The 14,925-nt window shown below is 74.9% G+C and carries 13 protein-coding genes and 1 pseudogene; 7 read left to right on the plus strand and 7 right to left on the minus strand.

The genetic code is table 11. The features are described from left to right. Positions 1–43 precede the first annotated feature (43 nt). Both ABTY20_RS19670 and yczE read right to left on the minus strand, forming a co-directional pair. Positions 44–811, minus strand: a complete 768-nt coding sequence (locus ABTY20_RS19670) for a glycerophosphodiester phosphodiesterase family protein (protein ID WP_351998287.1) — start codon at positions 809–811, stop codon at positions 44–46. Next, positions 808–1,473, minus strand: a complete 666-nt coding sequence (gene yczE / locus ABTY20_RS19675; protein WP_351998288.1) for a membrane protein YczE — start codon at positions 1,471–1,473, stop codon at positions 808–810. Before yczE ends, ABTY20_RS19670 begins: the two co-directional genes overlap by 4 nt. A 99-nt stretch (positions 1,474–1,572) precedes the next feature. Here yczE and ABTY20_RS19680 point away from each other — a divergent pair, with 99 nt between their 5' ends. Then, on the plus strand, positions 1,573–3,072 hold the full coding sequence (locus tag ABTY20_RS19680; protein WP_351998289.1) for an SCO1417 family PLP biosynthesis transcription factor: 1,500 nt from the start codon (positions 1,573–1,575) through the stop codon (positions 3,070–3,072). Between the two features lie 32 nt (positions 3,073–3,104). Here ABTY20_RS19680 and ABTY20_RS19685 read toward each other — a convergent pair whose 3' ends face one another. Beyond that, a complete protein-coding gene (locus ABTY20_RS19685) occupies positions 3,105–4,775 on the minus strand; it encodes a P-loop NTPase family protein (protein WP_351998290.1) in 1,671 nt (556 codons plus the stop codon). A 49-nt stretch (positions 4,776–4,824) separates the two neighbouring features. Continuing rightward, positions 4,825–5,019 carry a hypothetical protein gene (locus ABTY20_RS19690; protein WP_030832645.1) on the minus strand — a complete coding sequence of 65 codons (195 nt, stop codon included), beginning with the start codon at positions 5,017–5,019 and terminating at the stop codon, positions 4,825–4,827. A gap of 262 nt (positions 5,020–5,281) precedes the next feature. On the opposite strand from ABTY20_RS19690, the gene ABTY20_RS19695 reads away from it, so the two are divergent. Together ABTY20_RS19695 and ABTY20_RS19700 are read left to right on the plus strand one after the other, a co-directional pair. Then, positions 5,282–5,674: an ankyrin repeat domain-containing protein gene (locus ABTY20_RS19695; protein WP_351998291.1), complete on the plus strand. Its 393-nt coding sequence runs from the start codon at positions 5,282–5,284 to the stop codon at positions 5,672–5,674. A 300-nt stretch (positions 5,675–5,974) separates the two neighbouring features. Beyond that, positions 5,975–7,393, plus strand: a complete 1,419-nt coding sequence (locus ABTY20_RS19700) for a HEAT repeat domain-containing protein (RefSeq protein WP_351998292.1) — start codon at positions 5,975–5,977, stop codon at positions 7,391–7,393. 55 nt (positions 7,394–7,448) lie between these two features. Here the strand turns inward: ABTY20_RS19700 and ABTY20_RS19705 are convergent, their stop codons facing one another. The 3 genes from ABTY20_RS19705 to ABTY20_RS19715 are packed head-to-tail and all read right to left on the minus strand — an operon-like array spanning position 7,449 to position 9,699. Beyond that, positions 7,449–8,318 carry a 5-oxoprolinase subunit C family protein gene (locus ABTY20_RS19705; protein WP_351998293.1) on the minus strand — a complete coding sequence of 290 codons (870 nt, stop codon included), beginning with the start codon at positions 8,316–8,318 and terminating at the stop codon, positions 7,449–7,451. After that, positions 8,315–8,944 (minus strand): 5-oxoprolinase subunit B family protein, encoded by a 630-nt coding sequence (locus tag ABTY20_RS19710; RefSeq protein ID WP_351998294.1) that lies wholly within the window; start codon positions 8,942–8,944, stop codon positions 8,315–8,317. Before ABTY20_RS19710 ends, ABTY20_RS19705 begins: the two co-directional genes overlap by 4 nt. Then, positions 8,941–9,699, minus strand: coding sequence for a LamB/YcsF family protein (locus ABTY20_RS19715; protein WP_351998295.1), 759 nt, complete (start codon positions 9,697–9,699; stop codon positions 8,941–8,943). Before ABTY20_RS19715 ends, ABTY20_RS19710 begins: the two co-directional genes overlap by 4 nt. Positions 9,700–9,916: 217 nt before the next feature. Here ABTY20_RS19715 and ABTY20_RS19720 point away from each other — a divergent pair, with 217 nt between their 5' ends. The 4 genes and pseudogenes from ABTY20_RS19720 to ABTY20_RS19735 all read left to right on the plus strand — a co-directional run. Beyond that, positions 9,917–10,633: a GntR family transcriptional regulator gene (locus ABTY20_RS19720; RefSeq protein ID WP_351998296.1), complete on the plus strand. Its 717-nt coding sequence runs from the start codon at positions 9,917–9,919 to the stop codon at positions 10,631–10,633. A gap of 69 nt (positions 10,634–10,702) precedes the next feature. After that, positions 10,703–12,229, plus strand: coding sequence for a hypothetical protein (locus ABTY20_RS19725; protein WP_351998297.1), 1,527 nt, complete (start codon positions 10,703–10,705; stop codon positions 12,227–12,229). Positions 12,230–12,278: 49 nt separating this feature from the next. After that, positions 12,279–13,160: a hypothetical protein gene (locus ABTY20_RS19730; RefSeq protein WP_351998298.1), complete on the plus strand. Its 882-nt coding sequence runs from the start codon at positions 12,279–12,281 to the stop codon at positions 13,158–13,160. Between the two features lie 50 nt (positions 13,161–13,210). Next, positions 13,211–14,925 (plus strand): annotated as a pseudogene (locus tag ABTY20_RS19735) (hypothetical protein); the annotation flags it as partial.

The raw sequence follows: 14,925 nt of genomic DNA on the forward strand, positions 1-14,925 counted from the left end.
CTCGCCTCCCCGTGGACGCGCCCGGGCGAGGAGGCGCGGGGGCTCAGCCCCAGATGCCGCGGTCCTCCATGACCGTGCGCAGTGTGTCGATGTGATCGGTCATGATGCCATCCACCCCGAGGTCCAGGAGCCGGTGCATCCGCTCCGCCTCGTTGACCGTCCACACGTGCACCCGCAGTCCGTGCGCGTGGGCGGCCCGCAGGAACCGGCGGTCGACCACCGGGACGCCCGCCTGCCGCTCGGGGACCTGGGCGGCGACGGCCGACCGGCGCACCGCGGCCGGCAGTCCCCAGGACCGCAGCCGCAGGTTCAGCACGCCCCGGGTGCCGTAGGAGGTGGCCAGCCGCGGGCCGGCCAGCCGCTGGGCGCGCACCACCCGGGCCTCCGAGAAGGAGCCGAGGCAGACCCGGCCCCAGGAACCGGTGCGTCCGATCAGGTCCAGAAAGGGCAGGAGGGCCGGTTCGGCCTTCACGTCGACGTTCCAGCGCACCCCGGGGAAGGTCTCCAGGAGTTCCTCGAACAGGGGGACCGGTTCCCCGCCCGCCACGCGCGCGTGCGCCACGTCCCGCCACGGCAGGTCGGCGATCCGGCCCGTGCCGTCCGTCACCCGGTCGAGGGTCGCGTCGTGGAAGGCGACGAGCCGGCCGTCACACGTGGCGTGGACGTCGGTCTCGATGTACCGGTAGCCCGTCTCGACGGCGCGCCGGAACTGCCGCACGGTGTTCTCCAGGCCGTCCGCCGCCCCGCCCCGGTGGGCGAAGGCGATCGGGGCGGGGTGGTCGAGGTAGGGGTGGCGTATCCGCGGGGTCACGGACGCAGTATCGCGCGCCGTGGCCGGCCGGTGGCGACGACCGTGCTGCCGCCGGACGGCGAGGGGACGGCGAAGGCGCGCAGGAACAGCTGGGCGAGCGGACCGATGGCCACCGCGTACAGCAGGGTGCCGACGCCCACCGTGCCGCCGAGGAGGAAGCCCGTGACGACCACGGTGATCTCGATGGCCGTGCGGACGAGGCGGACCGACACCCCCGTGCGCCGGTTCAGCCCCGTCATCAGTCCGTCGCGCGGGCCCGGACCGAAGCGCGCCGCGATGTACAGCCCGGTCGCCGCGCCGTTGAGCACGATGCCCGCCGCCATCAGCGGCACGCGCACGGCCAGGGCGTGCGCCTCGGGCACCACGGCCAGGGCCGCGTCCATCGCCGCGCCGATCACCAGCACGTTGGAGACGGTGCCCGGTCCCGGCCGCTGGCGCAGCGGGATCCACAGCAGCAGCACCGCCGCGCCCACGAGGGTCAGCACCACGCCCATCGACAGCCCCGTCCGCTCGGACAGGCCCTGGTGCAGCACGTTCCACGGTTCGAGGCCGAGCCCCGACCGCACGAGCAACGCCGAGCTCGCGCCGTACAGGGCGAGGCCCGCGTACAGCTGGAACAGCCGTCGCGCGAGATGTCCGTGCCGGGACGAGTACCTGGCCAAAACGTGCCCCCTGTGGTGTAAGTGGACCGGCGCATGACACTCTGTGGCATGGTCGGTGGCGTCATCCACGGCCAATCCGGGGAAGGTGGACTGATTCTCATGACGCAGTGGACCTCGGCGGTGGGGGCGGCGCAGCTCGCCCGGCTGCTCGGCTCCCAGCAGGACCGCCCGGCCGGCGGCGGAACCCGCCGTCCGCCCGCCTACCGGGCGCTCGCCGACGGCATCCGCGTGCTGGTGCTCGAAGGACGCGTGCCGGTCGCCGCGCGGCTGCCCGCCGAGCGGGAGCTGGCCCTCGCCCTGTCCGTCAGCCGCACCACCGTCGCCGCCGCCTACGAGGCGCTGCGCACCGAGGGCTTCCTGGAGTCACGGCGCGGCGCGGGCAGCTGGACCGCGGTCCCGGCCGGCAACCCGGTGCCCGCGCGGGGCCTCGAGCCGCTGCCGCCCGAGGCCCTCGGCTCGATGATCGACCTCGGCTGCGCCGCGCTGCCCGCCCCCGAGCCCTGGCTCACCCGGGCCGTCCGGGGCGCGCTGGAGGAGCTCCCGCCGTACGCGCACACCCACGGCGACTATCCCGCCGGACTGCCCGCGCTGCGCTCGATGATCGCGGACCGCTACACCGCGCGGGGCATCGCGACCATGCCCGAGCAGATCATGGTGACCACCGGCGCGATGGGGGCCATCGACGCCATCTGCCATCTCTTCGGTGGACGCGGCGAGCGCATCGCCGTCGAGTCGCCGTCCTACGCCAACATCCTCCAGCTGATGCGGGAGGCCGGGGCCAGGCTCGTTCCCGTCGCCATGGCCGAGGGCCTGACCGGCTGGGACCTGGACCGCTGGCGCCAGGTGCTGCGCGAGGCGGCCCCCCGGATCGCGTACGTCGTCGCCGACTTCCACAACCCGACCGGCGCGCTCGCCGACGAGGACCAGCGGCGCCGGCTGGTGGACGCGGCGCGCTCGGCGGGGACGGTGCTGGTCGCCGACGAGACGATGAGCGAGCTGTGGCTGGACCCCGACGTGGAGATGCCGCGCCCGGTGTGCGCCTTCGACCCGGCCGGGTCCACGGTGATCACGGTCGGCTCGGCGAGCAAGGCCTTCTGGGCCGGCCTGCGCATCGGCTGGGTGCGCGCGGCCCCCGACGTCATCCGCAGCCTCGTCGCCGCGCGCGCGTACGCCGATCTGGGCACGCCCGTGCTGGAACAGCTGGCCGTGAACTGGCTGCTCGGCACGGGCGGCTGGGAACAGGCGGTGGAGGCACGGCGTGCCCAGGCCAGGCGGAACCGGGACGAGCTGGTGACCGCGGTACGGCGGGAGCTGCCCGACTGGGAGTTCGAGGTGCCGCGGGGCGGGCTCACCCTGTGGGTGCGCACCGGCGGCCTCTCCGGTTCACGGCTCGCCGAGGCGGGCGAACGAGCGGGCGTACGGGTGCCGTCCGGCCCCCGCTTCGGCGTCGACGGAGCGTTCGAGGGCTACGTACGGCTGCCCTTCACGGTGGGCGGCGCCGTCGCCGCGGAAGCGGCGGCACGCCTCTCGGAGGCGGCCCGCATCGTCGGAGCGGGCGGCGTCCCGGGCACGGGGACACCCCGCACGTTCGTGGCGTAGCCGGGGCGCCGGCGCGGCGGACGGCCGGGGCACTAGGAGGAGGACTCCGCGACCGCCGCCTCCTCGGCCGCCGGCGTCGCGTCCACCGCGTCGGCGGCCGCCTTCTCCGCCGTCACCTTGTCCAGCCGTACGGACTCCACCACGGCGGCCCCCGCATCCAGCCGCTCCGGCTCCTCGTCCGCGGGCGTCGTCCGGGGCGGCAGCAGGTCGAGCACGGCCTGCCGCTCCGCGTCGCTGGTCGCGTCGTCGTACGGATCCGGCGTCGCCGGGACCTGGAGGCGGTGGACCGGCCCCGAGCCCAGCCTGGCGTAGCCGCGCCCCGGCGGCACCTGGTCGACGGGCGTGGTGTGCGGCGGCGCTCCCAGGACGGCCTCCAGCTGCTCCGCCGTAGCGGGCCCGAGGACGACACGCGCGCGTGTGTGCTGCCGTACCGGATCGCCGAGGCTCTCCAGGCTGTCGAGCTGCTCGGCGACGACCACGGTGACGTTCGCCGGGCGGCCGTGCCGCAGCGGGACCTGGAGGAGCGACTGGGGATCCTTGCGGCCGTCCGCGGCGGCCAGGTGCGTGAACGCGCTCGGCCGGTCCAGCAGCAGCCACAGGGGACGCCTGGTGTCCTCGGGCGGCGGGTCGCCCGCCTGGTGCGCGCGGTTGGCCGCGGTCAGCCGGCGCTCCGTCTCGTGCGCGGCCCACTCCAGGCTCGTCAGCACCCCCGTCAGCCCGCACTCGACGGCGAGGACACCGTCCCGGCCGGTCAGACAGGCGTACTCGCCGGTGCCGCCGCCGTCGACGATCACCACGTCGCCGTGGTGGAGCGCCTGCAGGGCGATCGAGCGGAGCAGGGTCGAGGTCCCGCTGCCCGGCTGGCCGGCCGCGAGCAGATGGGGCTCGGTGGAGCGGACGCCGGTGCGCCAGACGACGGGCGGGACGTCGCGCCGCTCCTCGCCGTGGGCGCCGTGGACGAGCGGCAGCGTCCGCTGCACCCCGGTGGGGTCGGTGAAACCGAGGACCGTCTCGCCGGGGGCCGTGACGAAGGGCTGGGCGGTGATGTCGGTGGGCAGGGGGGCGAGGACGCGGACCGTGAGCTGGTTGGCCTCCTCGTCCCAGGCGAAGTGGTACTCGCGGCCGCGCCCCGACTTCGCGCCGAGCAGGTGCTCGATCCGCGCCCGGGCCTCCGGCTCGCCGTCGGTGAAGTAGGCGGGGTAGTCGATCACCAGATGGGCGACACGACCGGTGGAGTCGAACGCGTACTCGGAGAAGACCTTCCCCCAGTCGCCGCCGTGGGCGTAGAGCGGTTCGGGGTCCTCGGCGGCCGAGAAGTACGGCACCAGGGCCTCGTAGAGCGACTTCAGGCGCTGGACCTGCGAGGCGTCGGGCCCGGCGGGCGCCGACGGGGCACGGTCCCGGCCCTGCCAGGCCGCCGCCGCCATCAGGGTGACGACGGCGAGCAGCGGACCGTACGGTGCCAGCGCCACGGCCAGCAGGACCGACGTCACCAGGAAGAGCAGCGCGCCGCGCCGGTCCTTCGGCGTGCCGGCCCATCTGCGCCGCCCGGCCGAGGCCAGCCGGCGCAGACCGCGCGCGATGGTGATCAGCGGATGGAGGACGTCCGTGGCGCTGTCGGCCGCCGTCCTGGCCAGCTCCCGGCTCCGGGCGAGCTGTGCGCCGCCGTTGCTCAGGATGCGGGGGAGGGGGCGCCGGGCCACTGCTGTCTCCAGAGGGTGCGTACGGGAGGGAGGGACGGGGACGGGCGGGTCAGAACTTGAACCCGCCCAGGAGGCCGGCCAGGCTCTCGCCGCCCGCCTTGATGCTCGGCGCGATGGCGGTGCTGGCCAGATAGAAGCCGAACAGCATCGCCACCAGGGCGTGTGACGCCTTCAGTCCGTCCTTGCGGAAGAAGATGAAGACGACGACGCCGAGCAGCACCACGCACGAAATCGAGATGATCATGTGAGTTCTCCTGGTTCACGGGGACAGTCACCATGAGTACTTACAGGATCACAGCATGTATCTATACGATAAAAGGTGCAACTGGGTGGATTTTCGGAGATTACCCCCGGACGGGCCTGCCGTGATCCTTACCTCCGGCGCACCGGGTCATGTGCCGCGCGAGCCAGTACGCTGGCGATTCACCCGTACGGCTCTGCACCGCTCGCAGACGTACGTCCTGTCCCCGATGCGTGAAGCACGTGCAGTGAGAGGCGGTCCGGCCATGACTGATGCCCCCGACCCCGAGGTCGTGGAGCTGGCGACCAAGATCTTCGACCTGGCCCGGCGCGGCCGGACCGAGGAGCTCGTGGCCTACGTCGACGCGGGCGTGCCGGCCGACCTCACCAACGACCGGGGCGACTCGCTCGTGATGCTCGCCGCGTACCACGGTCACGCCGAGGCGGTGCGCGCGCTGCTGGAGCGCGGCGCCGACGCCGACCGCGTCAACGACCGGGGCCAGACGCCACTCGCGGGAGCGGCCTTCAAGGGCGAGACCGAGGTGGTCCAGGTCCTTCTGAAGGGCGGCGCGGACCCGTCCGCGGGCACCCCCTCGGCCGTCGACACGGCCCGGATGTTCGGCCGTACGGAACTGCTCGAGCTGTTCGGCGAGCGCTGAGCGACCCGCTCCGACCAGCGACAACAGGGAAAACGGGGGAGGCGGTACAGGGCCGCCGAAATTTCGGTCGCGGTAGATGTGACCGCCGGGTCATCATGACGACGTGATTCACGGACGCGATGGCTGGGCAGGTGTTGCCGCACCGCGCGGGCCGTGATGCGGTCCGCATGGGCCACCGACGAGAGGCAGAGAGAGATGGTCTACAGCAAGCAGGAAACGGCGGGCGCCCCGACGTGTTGTCACGCGGCCAGGTAATGCACGTCCCCGGTTGCGTCGACGCTTGATGTGAGGCTGTTTCCCATGTTCGATCCGGTCATAGCGCCCAGCGGTACGCTGCTCGGCCTGCTCCAGCGGGGCCGTGGCGACGGCACACTGCACGCGCTCACCGCCCCGCGCCCCGAGGCGCTCGCGGCGCTGAACCACTGTGTGCTGCACGACCCGCGCCACGACTGGCAGGTGGAGAACCGCTCCCTCTACTACGCCCGCCTCTACCTCGATCTGCACGGTGAACTGGACGCGATCGAGGCCCACCTCTTCGACCCCGAGGACGTCCTCGACACCGACGAGTCCCGCACCGGACTCGCCCTCGCCGTCCTCGGACACCTCGCCTCCTACGGCAGGCGGGACGCCCTCGACCTGTTGCGCAGGTACGCCGCCCACGGCACCAACTGGGCCTGGGCCCTGGACGAGCTGGCGCTCCGGGACGACGACGCGGGGCTGCGCGCCCTCGCCGTCCCGGTCCTCGCGCGGTTCGCCACCGACGCCGAGGGCGAGGCGGAGCTCGCCGCCACCGTCCGCGACGCCTTCGAGCCGCGGCCCTGGCGACTGTGGGCCGACGATCCCCGCGGGTCCGTCGCCGCGCGCGTGCGCGCCGCCCTGGAGGCCGGCTCCTTCGACCGCTGGCAGCGGCAGATGCGCCCCACCGGGCCCCGCCCCGGCTGGAGCGTGCGGGCGGTGTTCGAATGGGCCCAGCAGGGCGTCGAGCGCGGCGTCGCGCTCCATGTCCCGGCCGCCCGCTGCCTCGCCGCCGTGGCGGGCCCCGAGGACCGGCCCGAGATCGTCCGGGCCGCCCGGGACGGCGTCGAGGGAGCCCGGTGCACCGCCCTGAGGTACCTCGCGGACCACAACGATCCCGACGCCCTCACCCTGATCGAGGGCGCCGTGGCCACCGGCTCGACGGCCGTCGTGGAGGCCGCCGTCGACGCCTTCGAGCGCATGCGCGGTCTCGCCGCCGTCGACCGGGCACGCGGCTGGGCCCGCCGGCCCGACCCGCTCGGCGCCGCCGCCGGCCGCGTCCTCGCCTGCCGGGGCGGCGTCCAGGACCGGGACCTGGTCCTCGCGGCGCTCCGCGAGGCGGTACGGGGCGAGGGCCCCGACGCGCCCACCCTGTGGACCCTCGTCGACGGTGCCGGACGCCTCGGCATCGCCTGCGCCGCCCCCGTGCTCCGCCACATCTACCGCGAGACCGCCTCGTCCCACCTGCGGGGCCGCGCCGCCCGCGCCCTCGCCGCGACCGACCCCTCCTACGGCACCGGGTTCGCCGTCGAGTGCCTGTGGGACTGCGAGGAGTCCACCCGCGAGATCGCCGCCCGGCACGCCGAGACCGGCGACACCCGGGTCGTCGAGCGTCTGCGTCGGCTCGCCGCGGACCCGGCCGAGGAGGCCGAGGTGCAGACCGCCGTGCGCAGCCGGATCGGTCCCGAGGAGCGCGCCGTGTGACCCCCTTCTTCCGCACGGGCGGTGCGAACGGCGGACGCCCCGCCGGCCGGGAGCGTCAGCGGCGTCGTACGGCGACGAAGCGGACCGGGGTGCCGGGGGGCGCCTGGGCGGCGGCCGGAAGGTCGGCGGGGCGCACCACCGCGACCACCGGGTAGCCCCCGGTGGTCGGATGGTCGGCCAGGAAGACCACCGGCGTGCCGTCGGGCGGCACCTGGACCGCGCCCAGCACCACGCCCTCGCTGGGGAGCTCGTCCCGCCGCGCCCGTTGCAAGGCCGGTCCGGTCGTGCGCAGCCCGATGCGGTTGCTCGCCGGCGACACGCGGTACGCGCGGGAGGTGAGCAGCCGTACCGCGGCCGGGGTGAACCAGTCGTCGCGCGGGCCAGGCGTCACCCGCAGCACGAGCTCGGCCGGGGGCGCCGGCTGCGGGGCGACGTCCACACGCGCGTGGTCCTCCCGCGGAGCGCCGAGGGGCAGTACGGCACCGTCCGTGAGGGGGGCCGGGCCGAGACCGGAGAGCAGGTCCGTGGAACGGCTGCCGAGGACCGGTTCGACGGCGATCCCCCCGGAGACGGCCACATAGGCGCGCAGACCGCGGACCGCCGCCCCGACGTCCAGCACGGACCCGGCCCGCACGCGCACCGGCGCGCCCCAGGCGGCCGGACGGCCGTCCACGGTGACCGGGCAGGGCGCCCCCGCGACCGCCACGGTGACCGCCGAACGGGGCCGCAGGGCACAGCCGTCGAGGGTCGTCTCCAGGACGGCCGCGTCCGGCGGGTTGCCGGCCAGCCGGTTGGCGAGCGCAGCCGCGGGCCCGTCCAGCGCCCCCGAGCGGGGCACCCCGAGGTGGGCGTGCCCCGGCCGGCCCCGGTCCTGCACGGTGGTGAGGGCTCCCGCGCGTACGACGGCGAGCGCACGGTCCGTCATGCCGCGGGCCCCGCGTCGGTCACCGGGACGAAGCGCACGCGCGTGCCGGGGGAGAGCAGCGCCGCGGGCACGCGCCCGGGGTCCCACAGCACGAGGTCGGTCGCGCCGATCAGCTGCCAGCCGCCCGGCGAGGACCGCGGGTACACGCCGGTGTAGGGGCCCGCCAGCGCCACCGAGCCGGCCGGGACGGCGGTGCGCGGCGTGGTCCGGCGGGGCACGTCGTAGCGCGCGGGCAGACCGGTGAGGTAGCCGAAGCCGGGCGCGAACCCGCAGAAGGCGACGCGGAACTCGGTGCCCGCGTGGACCCGGGCCGCCTCCCGCACGGAGACGCCCCAGTGCGCGGCGACGTCCGCGAGGTCCGGACCGTCGTAGCGCACCGGGACCTCGACCGCCCCCCGCGTGGGCGTGGGTGCGGGCGGCACCTCGAGGGAGGCCAGCTCGGCGGCCAGCCGGGACGGGTCGGACAGGCCGTCGAGCAGCACCGTGCGCGCGGCCGGGACGATCTCGCCGACCGGCAGCGAGCCCTCCGCGCGGCGCCGCAGCAGCTCCGCGTGGAGCGCCCGGACCTCCTCGCCGGAGGAGACCTCGACGAGCAGGGCGTCCTCGCCGACGGGCAGCACCCTCATGCGAAGGCCTCCACCCGGACCCCGGACGCCTCCAGCGCGTCGCGCACCCGTCGTGCCAGGTCCACCGCGCCGGGCGTGTCACCGTGCAGGCACAGGGAACGCGCCCGCACCTCGACGCGCCGTCCCGAGTGCGCGTGGACCTCCCCGTGGCGGGCCAGGCCCACCGAGCGGGCCACCACCGACTCCGGATCGGTGATCACGGCGCCCTCCTGACGCCGTGGCACCAGCGTGCCCCCGTCGGTGTACGCCCGGTCGGCGAACGCCTCCGCGACCACCGGCAGCCCCGCCTTCCCGGCCAGTTCCAGCAGCCGGGAGCCGGGCAGACCGAGCACCGGCAGCGCGGCGTCCGCCAGGAGCACCCCGTCGACGACCGCGCCGGCCTGCTCCTCGTCGTGCACCACCCGGTTGTACAGCGCCCCGTGCGGTTTGACGTACGCCACGCGGGAGCCCGCCGCGCGGGCGAACACCTCCAGGGCGCCGATCTGGTAGGCGACCTCGGCCGCCAGTTCGGCGGGCGGCACGTCCATCGCGCGCCGCCCGAACCCGGCCAGGTCCCGGTAGGAGACCTGGGCGCCGATCCGCACCCCGCGTTCGGCGGCGAGCTCGCACACCCGGCGCATGGTGGACGCGTCACCGGCGTGGAAACCGCACGCCACGTTGGCACTGGTCACCACGGACAGCAGCCGCTCGTCGTCGGTGAGCCGCCAGCGGCCGAACCCCTCACCGAGGTCGGCGTTCAGGTCGATCGACGTCATGGGTTCCGTCTCTCCCGCCTCGTGTCGTACAGGTCGCCCGGCCACGCGGAACCGCTCGGGGCACGCGGGGGAGGGGCGGGCCCATGGGCGCCTCGCGGAGGGGGACGGAGGGCACGGGAGGGGATGAGCCGTGCCGTGCGCAGTACGGTAGAGGATCGTTGAACGATCCTTCAACACCCGTGTTGTCCCGTCCTTCCGTGTGCGATTGGATCCCGGCATGGCAGAGCAGCTGAGCGGACTGGCCGACGACCGTGCCCTGCTGGGCCGCACCAGCACCGCCGAGCGGGTCGCGGACATCCTCAGGAGCCGGATCGCCGAGGGCTGCTTCCCACCCGGGACACGGCTGCCGGAGGACGGCATCGGCGGCGCGCTCGGTGTCTCCCGCAACACGCTGCGCGAGGCGTTCCGGCTGCTCACGCACGAACGGCTGCTCGTCCACGAACTGAACCGGGGCGTGTTCGTGCGGGTGCTGACCGTCGAGGACGTCGAGGACATCTACCGCACCCGCCGCCTCGTCGAGTGCGCCGTCGTGCGCGGACTCGGCGAGGCGCCCCACGCGCTCGGCGCACTCGCCGAAGCGGTGGAGCAGGCGCGTGCGGCGGCGCGCGAAGGCGACTGGAAGGGCGTGGGCACGGCCAACATCCACTTCCACCGGGAACTGGTGGCCCTGGCCGGCAGCGAGCGCACGGACGAGCTGATGCGCGGCGTCTTCGCCGAACTGCGTCTCGCCTTCCACGTCGTGGACGAGCCGCGGCGGCTGCACGAGCCGTACATCGACCGTAACGCCGGGATCCTCCGGGCGTTGCGGGACGGGGACCGCGACGAGGCCGAGGCGCTGCTGGCGGCCTACCTCGAGGTCTCGCTGGAACGGGTCGTCGAGGTGTACCGGCGGCGGGTCGGCGAGGACGGCCAGGACGGCCGGCCGGTGGTGTGACGACCGTCGCGCCGGGGCGCAACCCGGTCGTTTGGGTTGTTGTCAGACCGAGGACCTAGTCTGTGCACCGTGACTTCGCCTGCATCGACGGACAGCGCTCCGCCCCAGCTCAGCGCGGGGCCGCGGCCCGCGCCGGGCCCGGCCGCCGACGAAGGGCTGGCGCGGCGGCTGCGCGCGCTCGCGTGCACCGCGCCGCTGCACGACCTCGACGCGCGCAAGGCCAACCTCGCCGGTGAGTACTCGGTGTACGGCATGGCGGAGATCGCCCTCGCGGCCATCGACCTCGTCACCCTGAGCATGGACTTCGACACGGGCGCCGAGCACGACCAGATAGTCGCCCGGCTCGTCCCGCGCATCGCCGCCCAGGCCCCGCACCGCGCCGCCGCCGAGCACGAGCGGGTGGCCCGCTGGGTCCTGGAGAACCTGATCAACGTCGGCAGCGTCGACCGCGGCTTCCGCGCGGTGTACGGCGTGTTCGGCGCGGACGGCACCTATGTGCGCCGCGACTACGACTTCAAGCTGATCGAGGAGGTCCCCGGCCCCGGCGGCACGGTGTACCTGCGGACCACCGACGAGGCGGTCAACGTCCTGGTCGGCGCCCTGGACACCGATGTCACCAGCGCGCAGATCGCCGCCGAGGTCAAGCTGGAGGTGCTGATCAGCCGGGGCAGGCTCGCCGACGCCCAGCTCGCCGCCGAGCAGGCCCGCTACCGGACCGTGCAGTACTCCGAGACCCTGCGCCGGGCCCTGGACGCCACCCGCCGCAACGTCCGCGCGGTGGACTGGCTGAACGCCGTACCCGACATGATCGCCGAGGCCCTCGACCACGTGGCGGACCGCTACCGCCACGAGAACGCGATCCTCACCAACATCCGCAGGGCCCGCGACGAGACCGAGGCACCCGAGCACAAACGCCGGGCGGCCGAGCTGGTCGACATCGTCAAGGACTGCATCCGGCGCCACACCCAGCTGCAGTCCCGGCTGCTGGAGGCCGGCCCGTTGTTCCGCGCCGAACAGGACCGGCAGGCCTTCGCCACCCCCACCCCGGTCTCGGGCACCGACCTCTACGGCCACCTCCTGGCCCCCCTGCTGCCGCTGCCGGTGGAGCGGGCGGCCCGGGTCACCGACGTCTTCTTCGCCCACGGCACCGGGTTGCGCACCCCGGTCTCCGTCCGGGTCGCCGACCTCGTCGAGATCCTGCTGACCCCGCCCGTGGAGCGCGAGCACCTCGGCGCCGAGATGCCCGAGCCCGACCTGATCGCCACGCCCGACGACAGCCGTTTCAGCGAGGAGCAGCTGGCGGCCGCCACGGAGCTGCTGGACCTGCCGGCCGACGCGCCGCGCAGACTGTCCGGACTGCTCGCCGACGCCCGCCGCCAGGATCCCGAACTGCCCTACCTGGTCGCCCTGCTGGCCATCCACGCCGCGAGCCCCCCGGTCGGCACCGCCTACCGCCAGGGGGAGCGGAAGCTGCTGTTCGCCGTGGACGACGGCACCGACCTCGACGACCCCGAGTTCGGCGGCGCCGACCTCATCGTCGGCACGGCCCTGCTGGACGCGGCGGGGATGGCCGCGGACCGGACGGAGGCGGCATGACGGAAGAAGCAGTCCGCACCGAAGTGTCCCAGAGCAAGGAGTCCCGACCGTGACCGAGCACGTCGAGTGGAGCGAGCCGGAGGCCGCGGCCGCACCGGCGGGCGCCGCCGTCACCCCCGCCGACGCCGCCGACGCCGCGCGGCTCGTCGCCTTCGGGCTGCAGCCCAAGCTCCAGCCCGCCCGCGACCAGGAGTACGCCGACCTGCTGCGCCGCTACCGTGAGGACCCGCCCTTCGCACGGCTCGCGGACGCCGTGGCCACCGGCCTCGGACTGATCGTGCTGGAGGTGTCCCCGCGCGCGGGCATGGCCGTCACCGCCGCCGAGGACTCCGTCTTCGCCGTGCGCATGGGCGACTACGCGCGGCGCGCCTCCGCCGACGGCAGCGACCGGTTCCTGCACGGCCTCGCCCACCTCGCCGTCGCCGCCATGGCCTTCCCCCGTCCCGAGGACCTCGCCGACGACGGCTACATCGGGCGCGTCACGGTCAACGGCGTGGACGCCTTCGTCCGCCAGGCCTGCCACCGGCTGGAGGAACGAGCCGCGGAGCAGGGCGAGAACACCGATCCGGCCAGCGACGCCCCCGGTCTCGAGGCCGCCTGGCGGGTCTGGGCCAGGCGCAGCGCCACCGGCGCCACCAAGGACGCGCGCCGGCTCGCGGGCTCCACCACCGGCATCGTCGCCAAGGCCGTCACCTTCCTCACCGACTCCGGCTTCCTCCAGCGCACCGGCGACGACAACGGCGGCACGTACCGCACCACCGCCCGCTACCAGCTCCAGGTCCGCGACATGGCGGGCGGCGCCGCCATGGCCGAGCTGCTGGAGCTGGGCGTCGTCCCGGTCACCGACGGCACGCCCACCCTGCTGCCGCCCGAGGACGGCGACGACCTGGAGCTGGTGGCCGACGCCGGCCTGCCGTTCCACTCCGTCTGACCTCCGCTCCGCCCGACCCCCCACTTCACGAAGCCTCACGAAAGTCCGCCATGTACGAGCTGTCCCGGGTCCGCCTCTACTCCATCGGGCCGGCCGGTGCGCGCTACGCCGACACCGTGCTCGACCTGCGCGGTGTCGGCGGGGCCGTGCCCGACCCCGCGCCGACGCAGGCGGAGTTCTTCGAGGAGGAGCCCGTCGGCCCGCCGCGCCGGCCGGCACCGGCCGGGGTGCTCTTCCTGGAGAACGGCGGCGGCAAGTCGGTCCTGCTGAAGCTGATCTTCTCCGTGATGCTCCCGGGCCACCGCAACACCCTCGGCGGCGCCAGCTCCGGCGTGCTGCGCAAGTTCCTCCTCGCCGACGACTGCGGCCATGTGGCGCTGGAATGGCAGCACGTGCAGACCGGCGAGTGCGTCGTCGTGGGCAAGGTCAGCGAGTGGCGGGGCCGCCAGGTCTCCAACGACCCCAGGAAGTTCGCCGAGGCCTGGTACTCCTTCCGGCCCGGCCCCGGTCTCAGCCTGGACAACCTCCCCGTCGCCGAGTCCACGGCCGTACGCCCGCCCGTCGAGGGACAGTCCGGCGCGCGGGGACGGCGCCGCACCATGAAGGGCTTCCGGGACGCCCTCACCGAAGCCGGAAAGACGTACCCGCACCTCGAGGTGCACTGGGAGGAGATCCACGAGCGCTGGACCGAGCACCTCGGCGAGCTGGGACTCGACCCGGAGCTCTTCCGCTACCAGCGGGAGATGAACGCCGACGAGGGCGAGGCCGCAGGCCTCTTCGCGGTGAAGAAGGACTCCGACTTCACCGACCTGCTGCTGCGCGCCGTCACCGACACCCGCGACACCGACGGACTCGCCGATCTGGTCAGCGGGTTCGGCAACAAGCTGGGCCGGCGCGCCGAGCTGATCGCCGAACGGGACTTCACCGCCGGGTCCGTCGACCTGCTGGGCCGGATCGTCGAGGCCACCGAGACCCGCACCCGCGCGCGGGAGATCCACACCGCCGCCGAGCGCCGCACCCGCACCCTGGCCCGCCGGCTCTCCGCGCGCGGCGCCCGGGAACGCGTCCGCGCGGCCGACCTGGCACAGCGGGTCACCGCCGCCGCGTACGCCGTCACCCACGCCGAGACGGCACGCGAGCACAGCGCGTTGATCTCCGCCGAACTCGCCTACCGGCACGCCTCCCTGGCGCTCGCCGCCGCAGAGAAGGCCGCCACCGCCCAGAAACGGGAACTCGCCGACGCGCGCACCCTGTACGCGGCGTGGCAGGCCGCCGAAGCCGTGCTGCGGCACCGCGCCGCAGCCGACCGCGTCACCCGCGTGTCCGCCGCGATCCAGGAGGCCGAGCGGGACGCGGCCCCCGCACTGGCCGCGCGCGCCAAGGCCGCCGTCGACCTGGTACGCGCCCTGCACGCGGCCGCGCAGAACGCCGAGGACCTCGCCAACGAGGAGGAGGAGCGCTCCGCCGCCCTCCAGGAGGTCAGCGACGGCGCCTACCGCGACTCCACCGCCGCCGCGACCGAGGCGCAGCGGGCCCGCAGCGAGGTCGGACACCTGCGGCAGCGGCTCACCGAGGTCGAACAGGAGACCGCCGAGGCGGTACGGGCCGGCTGGCTCGACGACAGCGCCCCCGACGCGGACCCCGCCCGGGCCGCCCTCGCGGCCAGCGACGCCGAGAAGACGGCGGTCGCCGCCTGGGACACCGCCCGCGAGGCCGCCCGCCGGGCCACCGAGCACGCCCGCGAGGCCGCCGCCGCCGAGAGCCG

Origin of the sequence: Streptomyces sp. NPDC126497, assembly GCF_040302425.1 — a bacterium.
Lineage (GTDB): Bacteria > Actinomycetota > Actinomycetes > Streptomycetales > Streptomycetaceae > Streptomyces.

What these genes read in the sequence shown, in the direction of transcription:
- ABTY20_RS19680 (WP_351998289.1), top strand. Translation starts at nt 1,573, where the DNA reads ATGACGCAGTGGACCTCGGCGGTGGGGGCGGCGCAGCTCGCCCGGCTG.
- ABTY20_RS19690 (WP_030832645.1), bottom strand. Translation starts at nt 5,019, where the DNA reads ATGATCATCTCGATTTCGTGCGTGGTGCTGCTCGGCGTCGTCGTCTTC.
- ABTY20_RS19695 (WP_351998291.1), top strand. Translation starts at nt 5,282, where the DNA reads ATGACTGATGCCCCCGACCCCGAGGTCGTGGAGCTGGCGACCAAGATC.
- ABTY20_RS19700 (WP_351998292.1), top strand. Translation starts at nt 5,975, where the DNA reads ATGTTCGATCCGGTCATAGCGCCCAGCGGTACGCTGCTCGGCCTGCTC.
- ABTY20_RS19705 (WP_351998293.1), bottom strand. Translation starts at nt 8,318, where the DNA reads ATGACGGACCGTGCGCTCGCCGTCGTACGCGCGGGAGCCCTCACCACC.
- ABTY20_RS19710 (WP_351998294.1), bottom strand. Translation starts at nt 8,944, where the DNA reads ATGAGGGTGCTGCCCGTCGGCGAGGACGCCCTGCTCGTCGAGGTCTCC.
- ABTY20_RS19715 (WP_351998295.1), bottom strand. Translation starts at nt 9,699, where the DNA reads ATGACGTCGATCGACCTGAACGCCGACCTCGGTGAGGGGTTCGGCCGC.
- ABTY20_RS19720 (WP_351998296.1), top strand. Translation starts at nt 9,917, where the DNA reads ATGGCAGAGCAGCTGAGCGGACTGGCCGACGACCGTGCCCTGCTGGGC.